Origin of the sequence: Lentzea sp. NPDC051838, assembly GCF_040681245.1 — a bacterium.
Classification (GTDB): Bacteria; Actinomycetota; Actinomycetes; order Mycobacteriales; family Pseudonocardiaceae; genus Lentzea.
In genome coordinates, this window is the sequence record NZ_JBFAYI010000002.1 from 249,733 (window position 1) to 262,750 (window position 13,018).

The 13,018-nt window shown below is 68.6% G+C and carries 10 protein-coding genes and 1 riboswitch; of the genes, 6 read left to right on the plus strand and 4 right to left on the minus strand.

Translation table 11 applies throughout. The features are described 5' to 3' along the window. The first annotated feature begins 125 nt into the window (after positions 1 to 125). The 5 genes from AB0M24_RS07130 (at position 126) to AB0M24_RS07150 (ending at position 5,427) form a co-directional block, all read left to right on the plus strand. Entirely contained in the window at positions 126 to 2,399 is a 2,274-nt protein-coding gene (locus AB0M24_RS07130; RefSeq protein WP_363763028.1) for a chitobiase/beta-hexosaminidase C-terminal domain-containing protein, read from the plus strand. A gap of 62 nt (positions 2,400 to 2,461) precedes the next feature. Then, positions 2,462 to 2,842: a TIGR03618 family F420-dependent PPOX class oxidoreductase gene (locus tag AB0M24_RS07135; RefSeq protein WP_363762073.1), complete on the plus strand. Its 381-nt coding sequence runs from the start codon at positions 2,462 to 2,464 to the stop codon at positions 2,840 to 2,842. Continuing rightward, positions 2,823 to 3,968 (plus strand): precorrin-6y C5,15-methyltransferase (decarboxylating) subunit CbiE, encoded by a 1,146-nt coding sequence (gene cbiE, locus AB0M24_RS07140; protein WP_363762075.1) that lies wholly within the window; start codon positions 2,823 to 2,825, stop codon positions 3,966 to 3,968. The genes AB0M24_RS07135 and cbiE overlap by 20 nt, the downstream gene beginning before the upstream one ends. Beyond that, a complete protein-coding gene (cobM, locus tag AB0M24_RS07145) occupies positions 3,965 to 4,705 on the plus strand; it encodes a precorrin-4 C(11)-methyltransferase (RefSeq protein ID WP_363762077.1) in 741 nt (246 codons plus the stop codon). Before cbiE ends, cobM begins: the two co-directional genes overlap by 4 nt. Then, entirely contained in the window at positions 4,702 to 5,427 is a 726-nt protein-coding gene (locus AB0M24_RS07150; RefSeq protein ID WP_363762079.1) for a cobalt-precorrin-6A reductase, read from the plus strand. The genes cobM and AB0M24_RS07150 overlap by 4 nt, the downstream gene beginning before the upstream one ends. Here AB0M24_RS07150 and AB0M24_RS07155 read toward each other — a convergent pair. Genes AB0M24_RS07155 through AB0M24_RS07165 form a run of 3 tightly spaced genes read right to left on the minus strand, consistent with a single transcriptional unit; the run spans position 5,402 to position 8,582 of the window. Then, positions 5,402 to 6,850 carry a precorrin-2 C(20)-methyltransferase gene (locus tag AB0M24_RS07155; RefSeq protein WP_363762081.1) on the minus strand — a complete coding sequence of 483 codons (1,449 nt, stop codon included), beginning with the start codon at positions 6,848 to 6,850 and terminating at the stop codon, positions 5,402 to 5,404. The two genes, AB0M24_RS07150 and AB0M24_RS07155, sit on opposite strands and share 26 nt — an antisense overlap. Beyond that, positions 6,847 to 7,467, minus strand: a complete 621-nt coding sequence (locus AB0M24_RS07160) for a precorrin-8X methylmutase (RefSeq protein ID WP_363762082.1) — start codon at positions 7,465 to 7,467, stop codon at positions 6,847 to 6,849. The genes AB0M24_RS07155 and AB0M24_RS07160 overlap by 4 nt, the downstream gene beginning before the upstream one ends. Beyond that, complete coding sequence (locus AB0M24_RS07165; protein WP_363762084.1) at positions 7,464 to 8,582, minus strand: hypothetical protein; 1,119 nt, start codon at positions 8,580 to 8,582, stop codon at positions 7,464 to 7,466. The genes AB0M24_RS07160 and AB0M24_RS07165 overlap by 4 nt, the downstream gene beginning before the upstream one ends. Positions 8,583 to 8,609: 27 nt before the next feature. After that, positions 8,610 to 8,723, plus strand: a riboswitch (cobalamin riboswitch). Between the two features lie 34 nt (positions 8,724 to 8,757). Between AB0M24_RS07165 and cobN the strand changes: the two genes are divergently transcribed. Further along, positions 8,758 to 12,321 carry a cobaltochelatase subunit CobN gene (cobN, locus tag AB0M24_RS07170; RefSeq protein ID WP_363762086.1) on the plus strand — a complete coding sequence of 1,188 codons (3,564 nt, stop codon included), beginning with the start codon at positions 8,758 to 8,760 and terminating at the stop codon, positions 12,319 to 12,321. Here cobN and AB0M24_RS07175 read toward each other — a convergent pair. Further along, positions 12,282 to 12,959: a helix-turn-helix domain-containing protein gene (locus AB0M24_RS07175; RefSeq protein ID WP_363762088.1), complete on the minus strand. Its 678-nt coding sequence runs from the start codon at positions 12,957 to 12,959 to the stop codon at positions 12,282 to 12,284. The genes cobN and AB0M24_RS07175 overlap by 40 nt on opposite strands. Between the last annotated feature and the right edge of the window lie 59 nt (positions 12,960 to 13,018).

Here is a 13,018-nt window from a genome sequence, read left to right on the forward strand (position 1 = left end):
AAAAAACGCTATGGGTTGTTTTCGGTCCAAGGTACGGGCTCGTTCGGGTGAAAACGTCGCTTGTCTTTTGAACTCTTTCCTGCTTACCGTTCTCAGGTGTGAGAGCGCTCTCAAAGGTGAGATGGCTGGCCGGACTGGCCGCCGCAGCGATTGCCCTGTCGTCAGTCGCGTCGTCCACGGCCGCCTCCGCGGCCGCGGACTACACGCAGAACGTGACGGCGCTGGACGCCACTCAGGCGAGGATCGACTTCACGCCGACGACCCCTGCCCTGTACGTCGACGTGCACTACCTGATCACCAATGTTCCGCAGCAGAACTTCCGCATGACCAACAACGGCGGAGTCTGGCAGAAGACCGTCGGGTCTCTCTCCAGCGGCACTGTGATCGAATACTGGTTCACCTACGAGAAGAGCGGACCTCAGTACGACACGCCGCACTTCACCTACACGCACGGCAGCACGCAGGCGCCCGTCGCCACGCCGGGCTTCAGCCCGCCCGGTGGTGCGTACACGTCCGCGCAGACCGTGACGATCACGACGGCGACGGCCGGTGCGTCGATCCGGTACACAGTGGACGGTTCGACGCCCACGGCGAGCTCTCCGCTCTACTCCGGGCCGATCTCCGTTCCCACCAGCCGGACGATCAACGCGATCGGCATCAAGGCCGGGCTCGCGAACTCGTCGGTGGGCAGCGCGACTTACACGATCGGGACGCAGCAGGGCTGTGCGCAGTCCGACACGCCGAACTTCGGGCCGAACACCCGGATCTTCGACCCGTCGATGTCATCGGCGAGCATCCAGGCGCAGCTCGACACCGACTTCAACGCGCAGAAGGACACGCTGACGGCGCAGATGGCGCCGCGCCGGGTCGCGCACCTGTTCAAGCCGGGCACATACACCAACCACGACGACGTCGGTTACTACACCTCGGTTTCCGGCCTCGGCCGCAACCCCGGCGACGTCGTGATCAACGGCGACATCACGGTCGACGCGTTCAACGAGTCGGACAAGGGCGTCGCGCTGCAGAACTTCTGGCGGTCGGCCGAGAACATGGCGGTCAACCCGAGCAGCGGCACCAACCGGTGGGCCGTGGCGCAGGCGGCACCGTTCCGCCGCATGGACATCCGCGGCAACCTGGCGCTGTACCCGGCGTCGTACGGGTTCGCGTCGGGCGGCTACACGGCTGACACGCGGGTGTCGGGACAGACGGCGTCGATCTCGCAGCAGCAGTGGTACACGCGCGATTCCAACTACGGCAGCTGGGACGGCGGCGTGTGGAACATGGTGTTCTCCGGAACGCCCGGCGCGCCGGCCAACACCTTCCCGACGCCGCCCGAGACGACGCTGGCCACGACGCCGGTGTCGCGGGACGTGCCGTACCTCTACTTCGAGGGCGGCCAGTACCGGGTGTTCCTGCCTTCCTTGCGCACCAACGCTTCCGGCGCATCGTGGATCAACGGTGGCACGTCGGGCAGCTCGTTGCCGATGAGCCAGTTCTACGTCGTGAAGGCCGGCGACACCGCGTCGACGATCAACGCGGCGCTGTCCCAAGGTTGCAACCTGTTCTTCACGCCCGGCATCTACAACGTGAACCAGACGATCAACATCACGCGGCCGAACACCGTCGTGCTGGGCATCGGGTACGCGACGATCGTGCCGCAGAACGGTGTGACCGCGATGCAGGTGGCGGACGTCGACGGCGTGCGGATCAAGGGCATCCTGTTCGACGCGGGCACGACCCTGTCGAGCTCGCTGCTGACGGTCGGGCCTTCGGGTTCGTCCGCCAACCACGCGGCGAACCCCACCACGTTGCAGGACGTGTTCTTCCGCGTCGGCGGAGCGGTCGCGGGCAAGGCGACCAACAGCCTGGTCGTGAACAGCAACAACACGATCATCGACCACACCTGGATCTGGCGCGCCGACCACGGCAACGCCGGCACCTGGGGCTGGAACGAGGCGATCGGTGACACCGGTCTCGTGGTGAACGGCAACGACGTGCTGGCCACCGGACTCTTCGTCGAGCACTACCAGAAGTACCAGGTGATCTGGAACGGTGAACGCGGACGGACGATCTTCTTCCAGAACGAGATGCCGTACGACGTGCCGAACCAGGCGTCCTGGAACAGGCCGAACGGGCAGGCCGGGTACGCGGCCTACAAGGTCGGCGACAACGTCACCACGCACGAGGCGTGGGGGCTGGGCAGCTACTGCTTCTTCAACGTCAACCCGTCGGTGCGCGCCGAGAACGCCTTCGAGGTGCCCAACCGGTCCGGCGTGAGGATGCACAACCTGCTGACCGTGTCGCTCAACTACCAGGGAACGATCACCCACGTGGTGAACAACGTGGGTGCGGTGACGCCGCCGGGCACTGTTCCGGTGAACGTCGTCAGCTATCCGTAGTGCTCTGGAACACGGCCCCCTCGATTTCGTGTCGAGGGGGCCGCTTGTGCATGATTCGTGGCATGTCGATCGAGCGGGGCGCCGAGTTCGCCGAGTTCTGGACCGAACGGCACCTGTGCACGTTGTCCACCGTGCGTCCGAACGGAACTCCGCACGTGGTCCCGGTGGGGGTCACGGTCGACGTCGAGGCTGGGGTGGCGCGGATCATCACCGACGGTGGTTCGTGGAAGGTCAAGCACGTGAGGCGCGCTGGTCACGCGGCCGTGTGCCAGGTGGACGGTCGCCGTTGGTCCACGTTGGAGGGACCCGCCGTGGTGCGTGACGACGCGGCGTCCGTGGACGAGGCCGTCCGGCGGTACGCGGTGCGGTATCGGCAGCCTCGGGTGAACCCGAACCGCGTGGTGATCGAGATCCAGGTGCGGCGTGTCACCGGAACCGTCTGACGTCGTCGTGGTCGGCATCGGGGCCGACGGGTGGGACGGGCTGTCGCCGGCTGCGCAGGCCGCGGTGCTGGGCTCGCGGGTGTTGATGGGAAGTCGGCGGCAGCTGGAATTGGTGCAGGGTGACTTCGAACGGGTGACGTGGCCGTCGCCGCTGGTCCCGGCGCTGCCCTCGTTGTTCGAGCGGTACCGGGACGTGTGCGTGCTGGCGTCCGGCGATCCCATGTTCCATGGAATCGGCACGACTTTGGTGCGGTTGCTGGGGTCTCGGGTGACTGTCATCCCGCATCCTTCGTCGGTGTCGCTGGCGTGCGCGCGGCTCGGCTGGGCCTTGAACGAGGTCGAGGTCGTGTCGCTGGTGGGGCGCTCGCCGGACCTGCTGCGGGCCGCGCTGTCACCTGGGCGCCGAATATTGGTACTCGGCGGTGACCCGCAGACCGTTGCGGAAATCGTTGGGCCGATTACAGTGCTGGAGCAGTTGGGTGGGCCCGCCGAGCGGGTCTACCAGTGGTCCGGGGAAAGTGCGGATCCGTTGTGCGTCATCGCTGCCGAGTACGCCGGGAGCGCCTACTCGCGGGTGCCCGGGCTGCCGGACGACGCGTACGAGACTGACGGCCAGTTGACCAAACGTGAGGTGCGGGCTATTTCGCTGTCGACGTTGGCGCCGTTGCCGGGGCAGCTCCTGTGGGACGTCGGAGCAGGCTCGGGCTCGATCGCGATCGAGTGGGCGCGGACGCATCCGACGTGCCGCGCGATCGCGGTGGAGCAGGACGCCGTGCGCGCAGAGCGAATCGTGCGTAACGCTGCGTCGCTGGGCGTGCCCGGCGTCGACGTCCACATTGGACGTGCTCCGGTCGCGCTGGAGGGGCTGGAGAAGCCCGACGCGATCTTCATCGGTGGCGGGCTGACGGTTCCCGGCGTGGTGCAGGCCTGTTGGGACGCTCTCGGTGCCGGTGGTCGTCTGGTGGTGAACGCGGTGACGCTGGAGTCCGAAGCCGTGGTGGCGCAGTGGTACGCGCGCCTCGGCGGGGATCTGGTGCGGATCGCGGTGAACCGGGGGTCGTCGGTAGGGAAGTTCACCGGGTGGCGGCCGCACATGCCCGTCACGACCTGGAGCGTGGTCAAGTGACCGTGCACTTCATCGGTGCTGGTCCTGGCGCTGCTGATCTGATCACCGTGCGTGGACGTTCGCTCATCGAGTCGTCGCCGGTCTGCCTGTACGCCGGGGCGTTGGTACCCGTTGAGCTGCTGGAGTTCTGTCCTGCCGGGGCGCGGCTCGTCGACACGGCTTCGCTGACGCTGGACGAGATCGTGGCCGAGCTGGTCGCGGCCTCCGACGCCGGGCTGGACGTCGCGCGGTTGCACTCCGGTGATCCCGCGGTGTTCAGCGCGATGGCTGAGCAGATGCGTCGGCTGGACGCGTTGGGCATCGCTTACGACGTGACGCCTGGCGTGCCGGCGTTCGCGGCTGCTGCTGCGTCGCTGCAACGGGAACTGACCGTGCCCGGGGTGGGACAGACGGTGATCCTGACCCGTACCTCGCAACGGGCGACACCGATGCCGGACGGTGAGGACCTGGACACGTTGGGTCGTTCGCACGCGACTCTGGTCTTGCACCTGGCTGTGCAACGGATTGCCGACGTGGTCGCGGAGCTGGTGCCTAACTACGGGCTGGACTGTCCTGTCGCGGTGGTGGCTTATGCGTCCCAGGCGGATGAAGTGGTGCTGCGCGGGACGTTGGACGACATCGCTTCGCAGGTTGCCGCGACGGGGATCAAGCGGACCGCGGTGATCATCGTGGGGCGGACGCTCGGGGCCACGCAGTTCCCGGACAGTCACCTGTACTCGGCGACTCGGGTTCGATGATCCTGATCCTGGGAGGGACGGGGGAGGCTCGCGAACTCGCTGCTCGTGTTCCCGCGATTTCTTCGCTGGCTGGACGGGTGAGCAATCCTCGTCTGCCAGAGGGCGAAGTGCGGGTCGGCGGGTTCGGCGGTGTCGACGGGCTGGCGTCTTGGTTGCGAGACAACGGCATCCACGCCGTTGTCGACGCCACCCACCCGTTCGCCGCGCGGATCACGGCCAACGCCTTCGAGGCTTGTGCGCGGGTCGGGGTGCCGTTTCTGGTGCTGCAAAGGCCAGGTTTCGCACCTCGTGAGGGCTGGCAGTGGGTGGACAGCGTTGCCGAGGCGGCGCGGAACCTGCCCGGTGAGCGGATCTTCCTCACCACCGGGCGGCAGGATCTCGCGGAGTTCGCCGGGTGTCCGCAGTGGTTTCTGGCGCGCATGGTCGAGCCGCCCGAACCTCCGATGCCGCACCGGATCGAGGTGTTGCTGTCGCGTGGCCCGTTCACTGTGGAGGGTGAGCTGGAGCTGATGCGGTCGCGCGCGATCGACGTGCTGGTGACCAAGGACAGCGGCGGATCGATGACGTCCGCGAAGCTCGAAGCGGCTGCACGGCTGGGGGTTCCGGTCGTGATCGTGCGCCGGCCGCCGCTGCCGCCTGCTTCGACGGTCGCGACGGTCGACGAAGCGCTGGTGTGGCTCGCCAGTGGCCCTGGGTTTACGAGGGGTAGCGCCGGGGGGTGAAGACGACGCCTGCCTCGGTCACGACCGTCTGGGACGAGCCGATGATCAGCAGGCAGCGCATGTCGATCGTGGTGGGGTCGAGGGTTTCGAGCGTCCTGACGCGGATCTCTTCCTCGGGGCCGCCGACGTCGCGTCCGATGACCACCGGGGTTTCCGGGGCGCGGTGCTGCAGGAGCAGGTCGCGCATCTCCTGGACCTGGTGGGTGCGGGCCTTGGACGCCGGGTTGTAGATGGCGATCACGAGGTCGGCCTTGGCCGTCGCGGTCAGGCGTTCGGCGATGACGTCCCACGGCTTGAGCCTGTCGCTCAACGAGATCACCGCGTAGTCGTGGCCGAGCGGGGCGCCCGCCTTGGCTGCCACGGCGTTGGCCGCCGTGACGCCCGGGATGACCTTGACCGGGACGTCCTGGGCTTCCGCCGCCACTTCGAGGACCGCGGTGGCCATGGCGAACACGCCGGGGTCGCCCGAGGAGATGACCGCGACTCGCTTGCCCTTGCGAGCCAGGTCGAGGGCGAACGCGGCTCGTTCCTCCTCGACCTGGTTGTGGGAGGCGTGCTTGGTCTGCCCGGGGCGGTCCGGGAGCCGGTTGAGGTAGGTGGTGTAGCCGACGAGGTCGTCCGCGGCTTCGATCTCCTGCTTGGCTTCGGGGGTCAGCCAGTTGCTGTGGCCGGGGCCGAGTCCGATGACGGTGACCTGGCTCTTCTCCGGCTCGGGCTTCGAGTTGCTCGGGAGCAGGGCCAGCGAGAAGTACGGGACGGTGTCCGGGTCGACGTCGGCCAGTTTCGAGGTCTTCTGACGGCCCGTGGTGGCGCGTTCGACGTACCAGGCGTTTTCCAGGCGGTTCGACGCTTCCAGGGCCTGCCTGACGTTCTTGAACGTGCGGCCCAGCTTGAGGATCGCGGCCGAGTCGGTGTCCGCGAGTCGTGCGGCGAGCTCGGCCGGTGGGAGGGTGCCGGGGAGGATCGTGAGGACCTCGTCGCGTTCCACGAGTGGGGTGCCGAGGACCGCTGACGCGCCGCTGACACTCGTGACGCCTGGGACGACTTCCCATTCGTAGCGGTCTTTCAGGCGCTTGTGCATGTGCATGTAGGAGCCGTAGAAGAACGGGTCTCCCGCTGCCAGGACCACGACATCGCGGCCGGCGTCGAGGTGTGCGGCGAGCCGGGCGGCGGCTTCCTCGTAGAACTGGTCGATCTCGCCCTGGTAGTCGTCGGTGTCCTCGGTCGTCACCGGGTAGACGAGCTGCTCGAGGACCTGACCCTCGCGGAAGTACGGCTCCGCGATGGTTTTCGCGACAGATCGGCCGTGGCGCGCGCTGTGGAAGGCGACCACGTCGGCTTCCCGGATGAGTCGCGCGGCCTTGACCGTCACGAGTTCCGGGTCGCCGGGACCCAGGCCGACGCCGTAGAGCTTGCCCGTCATTCTTCCTCGCTCGCGATCGCGTTGATGGCCGCCGCCGTCATGGCGCTGCCGCCGCGCCGGCCGTGGACCACGAGGTGCTCCAAGTCCGTTGCGGCCAAAGCTTCTTTGGACTCCCGCGCGCCGATGAACCCGACCGGGATGCCCAGGACGGCGGCTGGTCTTGGCGCGCCCTGGTTGATCAGGTCGATCAGGTGGAACAGCGCCGTGGGGGCGTTGCCGATGGCGATGACCGCCCCTTCGAACCTGTCTTGGAGCAGCTCCAAGGCGGCGGCGCTGCGGGTGTTGCCGAGTTGCTGGGCAAGCGCCGGGGTGCGCGGGTCCTGGAGGTAGCACAGGACTTCGTTGTCCTTCGGCAGCCGGCGACGGGTGACGCCGGACGCGACCATGTTGGCGTCGCAGAGGATCGGTGCGCCCGCTTGGAGTGCGGCGCGGGCGTTGCGGACGACGTCGGGGGAGAAGGCGACGTCGTTCGGGAGGTCGGTCATGCCGCACGCGTGGATCATGCGGACGACGACTTTCGCGACGTCCGCGGGGAACCTGGTGAGGTCCGACTCCGCGCGGATGGTGGCGAAGGACTGGCGGTAGATCTCCGCGCCGTCCTTGATGTACTCCGTCACCTGGTCTCCTCGTAGCCGTCGCCGGTCGCGACGAACTCGATCACATCGCCGTGCGGGCGGCCGCAGCGGCGTGCACAGCCCGACCAGTGCACCGCACCGGGAGTGTCGGACCTGCTTCCTAGAATTGAAATTGGGGGTACCCGGCTGGGGTCGTGTGTGTGGTGGGTCGCGTTCACCCAGACGGTCGCGTCGGCGCGGACGTCGGAGAGCGACTTCGCGCAGCCGGGGCGGCCGGTGCACGCACTCACGCCGTGCCACGGGGAGTCCGGGTCGGTGATCAGGCCGGAGACGTCGGTGCCTGGCGGGACGACGAGGCTGCGCCACGGGGTCAGCCGGACCGCGACGCCGGGAAGCTGGTGGGCGTCGAGGCGGCCCAGCGGTACGCCGGGAGTGGTGGGTGAAGGTGCGACCGGCGTCACAGTCGGGGTGATGCGCGGGGCGTCGGTGGTGCCGAAGTGGTCGGTGATCTTTCGCACACCGTCGTCCACTTCGGACAGGCGCCAGGCGGGGCCGCGGAGTTCCTGGAAGAGGCGGGCGGCGGTGAGCAGGGCGTCGACGGGGTCGGACACGCGGATGCCGGTGTCTTGGCCGGCCAGCAACAACGCGGTCAGGCCAGGGGTGCGGGCGGAGGCGGGGGTGTGGGCCGGGTCGGAGGCGGAGCCGTCGCCGGATCCACCAGCCGCGCCGCCCACCAGCCCGAAGTCGCCACCCAGCCCGCTGACCGCGCCACCCACCGTGACCAGGAAACGCCCAGGTAGATCCGCCAGCACCGGGTCCGCGCACAAGGCCGCGTCCAGCGCGTCCACCAGCCCCTGGTTGTCCTCCAGCGGCGCGGCGATGATGTTTCGGATGCGCTCGTGCGTGGCAGAAGGCAGCAGGCCCGCCGCCCGCAGCCGCGAGCCCAGTTCCACGCCGTCCGCGAGGCCCCTGATCTGGAGGTTCGCCCGCGAGGTCAGCTCCAGCGAGCCGTTGCCCAGCTCGACAGCCGCGACCCGGACGACGTCCCACTGAGCTGCCGACAGGGTGCCGCCCGGCACCCGGATGCGCGCGAGGCCGCCGTCGGCCGCGGAGTGCAGCTCGACGGCGCCTGGGCAGGCATCCGGGTGAGTACGCATAGGTCGGACTGTAACCCGCCGGTTAGGGTGAGCATGAACGACGAAGCGCAGGAGGAAGCCGGTGTGAGTCCGGCGCGGTCCCGCCACTGTGACCAGCTGACCGCTGGGAGTCAGGAACTCCGCTTCCGAGTCACCCGCAACCTGGGGCGAGGACCCCACGAGGGATGGAGCCTGCGTGATCCTGCTGCTGTCGACCTCCGACACCGACCTGCTGTCGGCGCGTGCGAGCGACTCCGAGTACCGGCTCGGAAACCCCGCGCGGCTCACGGCCGACGACCTGCCCGCGCTGATCGAGGGCGTCAGCCTCGTGGTGGTGCGCATCCTCGGTGGGCGGCGCATGTGGGAGGAAGGGCTCGACTGGCTGCTGGCCAGCGGGTTGCCCGTGGTGGTGCTGGGTGGTGAGCTGCAGCCGGACGCCGCGTTGATGGAGCTGTCGACGGTTCCCGGTGGCGTTTGTGCCGAGGCGCATCTCTACCTGGCGCACGGCGGGCCCGCGAACCTCGCCGAGCTGCACAAGTTCCTCGAGGACACGATTCTGCTTACCGGGCACGGGTTCGCCACGCCGCAGGCGACGCCCACGTGGGGTGTGCTCGAACGCGCAGAAGCAGGAGAAGGCCCGACGGTCGCGGTTCTGTACTACCGGGCGCATCACGTCGCGGGCAACACGGCGTTCGTGCACGCGTTGTGCGACGCGATCGAGGCCAAGGGCGGGAAGCCGCTGCCGGTGTACTGCTCGTCGTTGCGGACGGCCGAGCCCGAGCTGCTCGAGACGCTGGGCCAGGCCGACGCGCTGATCGTCACGGTGCTCGCGGCGGGTGGTACGAACCCCGCGAAGGCGAGTGCGGGTGGCGACGACGACGCGTGGGACGTCGGCGCGCTGGTGGCGCTGGACGTGCCGATCCTGCAAGGACTCTGCCTCACGTCGAGCCGTGAGTCGTGGGACGAGAACGACGACGGACTGTCCCCTTTGGACACCGCGACGCAGGTGGCGATTCCCGAGTTCGACGGCCGGATCATCACGGTTCCGTTCTCCTTCAAGGAGATCGACGAGGACGGGCTCACGGTCTACGTGGCGGACCCGGAGCGGGCGCTGCGGGTCGCGGGCATCGCTGTCCGGCACGGCAAGCTGCGGCACATCCCCACCAAGGACCGCAAGATCGCGGTGATGCTGTCGGCGTACCCGACGAAGCACTCGCGCATCGGCAACGCGGTCGGGCTCGACACGCCCGCGTCCACGGTCCGGCTGCTCAAGGCCATGCAGGAGCACGGCTACGACATCGGTGACGCGCTGCCGGGCGTGCAGGAGCTCGACGGCGACGCGTTGATCCACGCGTTGATCGCGGCCGGCGGACAGGACGCGGACTGGCTCACGCAGGAGCAGTTCGAGAGCAACCCCGTGCGCATCGCGGCGGCGGACTACCGCGAGTTCTACGACACGCTGCCGGACGACTTCCGCGAGTCGATGCAGGAGCACTGGGGCGACGCGCCCGGCGAGCTGTTCGTCGACCGCAGCAAGTCCAAGGACGGCGAGATCGTGCTGGCGGCACTGGAGTCCGGCAACGTCGTCGTGATCGTGCAGCCGCCGCGCGGGTTCGGTGAGAACCCCATCGCGATCTACCACGACCCGGATCTGCCGCCGTCGCACCACTACCTCGCGGCGTACCGGTGGATCGAGTCGTCGTTCGGCGCCGACGCGGTGGTGCACGTCGGCAAGCACGGCAACCTGGAGTGGTTGCCGGGCAAGACCGTCGGCATGTCGGCGTCGTGCGGCACGGACGCCGCGTTGGGCGATCTGCCGCTGATCTACCCGTTCCTCGTGAACGACCCGGGCGAGGGCACTCAGGCGAAGCGGCGCGCGCACGCCACGCTCGTCGACCACCTGGTGCCGCCGATGGCCCGCGCGGACAGCTACGGCGACATCGCGCGGCTGGAGCAGCTGCTCGACGAGTACGGCAACATCTCCGCGATGGACCCGGCCAAGGTGCCGGCGATCCGCGCGCAGATCTGGACGCTGATCAAGGCCGCGAAGCTCGACCACGACCTCGGTATGGACGACCGGCCGCACGACGCGGAGTTCGACGAGTTCATCCTGCACGTCGACGGGTGGCTGTGCGAGGTCAAGGACGTGCAGATCCGCGACGGCCTGCACATTCTCGGCGAGGCACCGGCCGGAGACGCCCGCGTGAACCTCGTGCTCGCGATGCTGCAGGCGCGGCAGATGTGGGGCGGTCAGGTCGCCGCGCTGCCGGGGCTGCGGGAAGCGCTCGGGCTCACGACGACCACTCGTGAAGACGTCGACGCCGTTGAGGAACAGGCTCGCGCGCTCGTCCAGGCGATGGAGGACGCGGGCTGGAACACTGACGTCGCGAAGACTCTGCACGAGTCGGTGGACGTGCAGAAGATCCTGGAGTTCGCCGCGGTCGAGGTCGTGCCGAGGCTTGCGCGAACCACGGACGAGATGACGCACGTGCTGCACGCGTTGGACGGCGGGTACATCCCGGCCGGGCCGTCCGGATCTCCGTTGCGCGGCTTGGTGAACGTGCTGCCGACCGGCCGCAACTTCTACTCGGTCGACCCGAAGGCCATCCCGTCGCGGCTCGCCTGGGAGACCGGGCAGGCGATGGCGGACTCGCTGCTGGAGCGCTACCGCTCGGAGAACGACGGCGAGTGGCCGCCGTCGGTCGGCCTGTCGGTGTGGGGCACGTCGGCGATGCGCACGGCGGGCGACGACATCGCCGAGGTGTTCGCGCTGCTGGGTGTGCGGCCGGTGTGGGACGACCAGTCGCGGCGCGTCACCGGTCTTGAGGTGATCCCGCTTCCGGAACTGGAACGGCCGCGCATCGACGTGACGGTCCGCATCTCCGGGTTCTTCCGCGACGCCTTCCCGCACGTCGTGTCCCTTTTGGACGATGCAGTGCAGCTCGTGGCGAACCTCGACGAGCCCGCGGAGCAGAACTTCGTGCGGGCGCACACTCTCCGGGACCTCGAAGAGCACGGCGACCAGCGCAGGGCGACGCTGCGGATCTTCGGTTCGAAGCCGGGTGCGTACGGCGCGGGCGTGCTGCCGTTGATCGACAGCCGCAACTGGCGCGACTCGTCGGACATCGCCGAGGTCTACGCGGTGTGGGGCGGTTACGCGTACGGGCGCGGTGTCGACGGCATCTCCGCGCGCGAGGACATGGAGTCCGCGTACCGGCGGATCGCGGTGGCGGCCAAGAACATCGACACCCGCGAGCACGACATCGCCGACTCGGACGACTACTTCCAGTACCACGGCGGCATGGTCACGATGGTGAAGGCGTTGACGGGCAAGGCACCCGCGGCCTACGTCGGTGACAGCACGCGGCCGGAAGCCGTCCGGACCCGCACGCTCACCGAGGAGACCTCGCGGATCTTCCGCGCCCGCGTGGTGAACCCGCGCTGGGTCGGGGCGATGCGGCAGCACGGGTACAAGGGCGCGTTCGAGCTGCAGGCGACGGTCGAGTACCTGTTCGGGTACGACGCGACGACCGGTGTGGTCGCGGACTGGATGTACGAGAAGCTCACCGAGACGTACGTGCTCGACCCGGAGACCCGCAAGTTCATGCAGGCCTCCAACCCGTGGGCGCTGCACGGCATCGCCGAACGGCTCCTGGAAGCGGCCGAGCGCAAGATGTGGGAGCACCCGGAGCCGTCCACTTTGGACGCCCTCCGCGCGGCCTACCTGGAGACCGAGGGCGACTTGGAAGACGGCGCCTGATCGAGTCTGACGCAACAACGTTCTGGCGACGGATCGAGGCTCGCGGTGTGACTGCGGGCCTCGATGCCGTCCAGGATTCCGCTGACCAGGCACAGGTTCATCCCGCACACCAGCTGCGTGTGCTTCTGCGCGAGGCTGTGGAACGGGCAGTTGCCCAGCAGGATCGCGGTGTTCTCCTGCTGAGGCTCGAAACCGAGGTTCTCCAACGCCCGCACGACATCGCCGTCGGCCTGCCCCGCCAGGTCCTCGCCCCACTCGTAAGCCCGCCGGTTGAGGATCTCCCGTGCGGGCTTTCCCGTGGTCTCGGCTTCCAGCAGCGCGTCCGTGAGCAGGTGGCTCGCCGCCTCGTAGCGCCGGTCCGGCAGCGACACCTCGATCTGCTCGCCTGACCGCAGGTAGAGCTTCGCCGGACGGCCGGCGCCAGGCCCGGTGCGACCCGAACGGCGTTCGTGGACCACGGCCAGCAACCCCATCTCGACCAGCTTGTCGAGGTGGAACGCCGCCGTCGTGCGCGGCAGGGCAACCGCTTGCGCCGCCTCGTCCTTGCTGATGGGCGCGGTTTGGCGCACCACGAAGTCGTAGAGCTTGCGGCGGTTCGGCTCGTCGAGGGCCGCGACGGCGGCGACGGGGTCGGCCATCTCTAAAACCTACTCCTGTTGACGAAAATCGGCATCCGGTTCTAACGTTAGCCAAAGTT

Excerpts from the sequence above, each read along its gene's own strand:
- AB0M24_RS07175 (WP_363762088.1), bottom strand. The coding sequence starts at position 12,959 with ATGGCCGACCCCGTCGCCGCCGTCGCGGCCCTCGACGAGCCGAACCGC.
- AB0M24_RS07165 (WP_363762084.1), bottom strand. The coding sequence starts at position 8,582 with ATGCGTACTCACCCGGATGCCTGCCCAGGCGCCGTCGAGCTGCACTCC.
- AB0M24_RS07150 (WP_363762079.1), top strand. The coding sequence starts at position 4,702 with ATGATCCTGATCCTGGGAGGGACGGGGGAGGCTCGCGAACTCGCTGCT.
- AB0M24_RS07155 (WP_363762081.1), bottom strand. The coding sequence starts at position 6,850 with ATGACGGGCAAGCTCTACGGCGTCGGCCTGGGTCCCGGCGACCCGGAA.
- AB0M24_RS07135 (WP_363762073.1), top strand. The coding sequence starts at position 2,462 with ATGTCGATCGAGCGGGGCGCCGAGTTCGCCGAGTTCTGGACCGAACGG.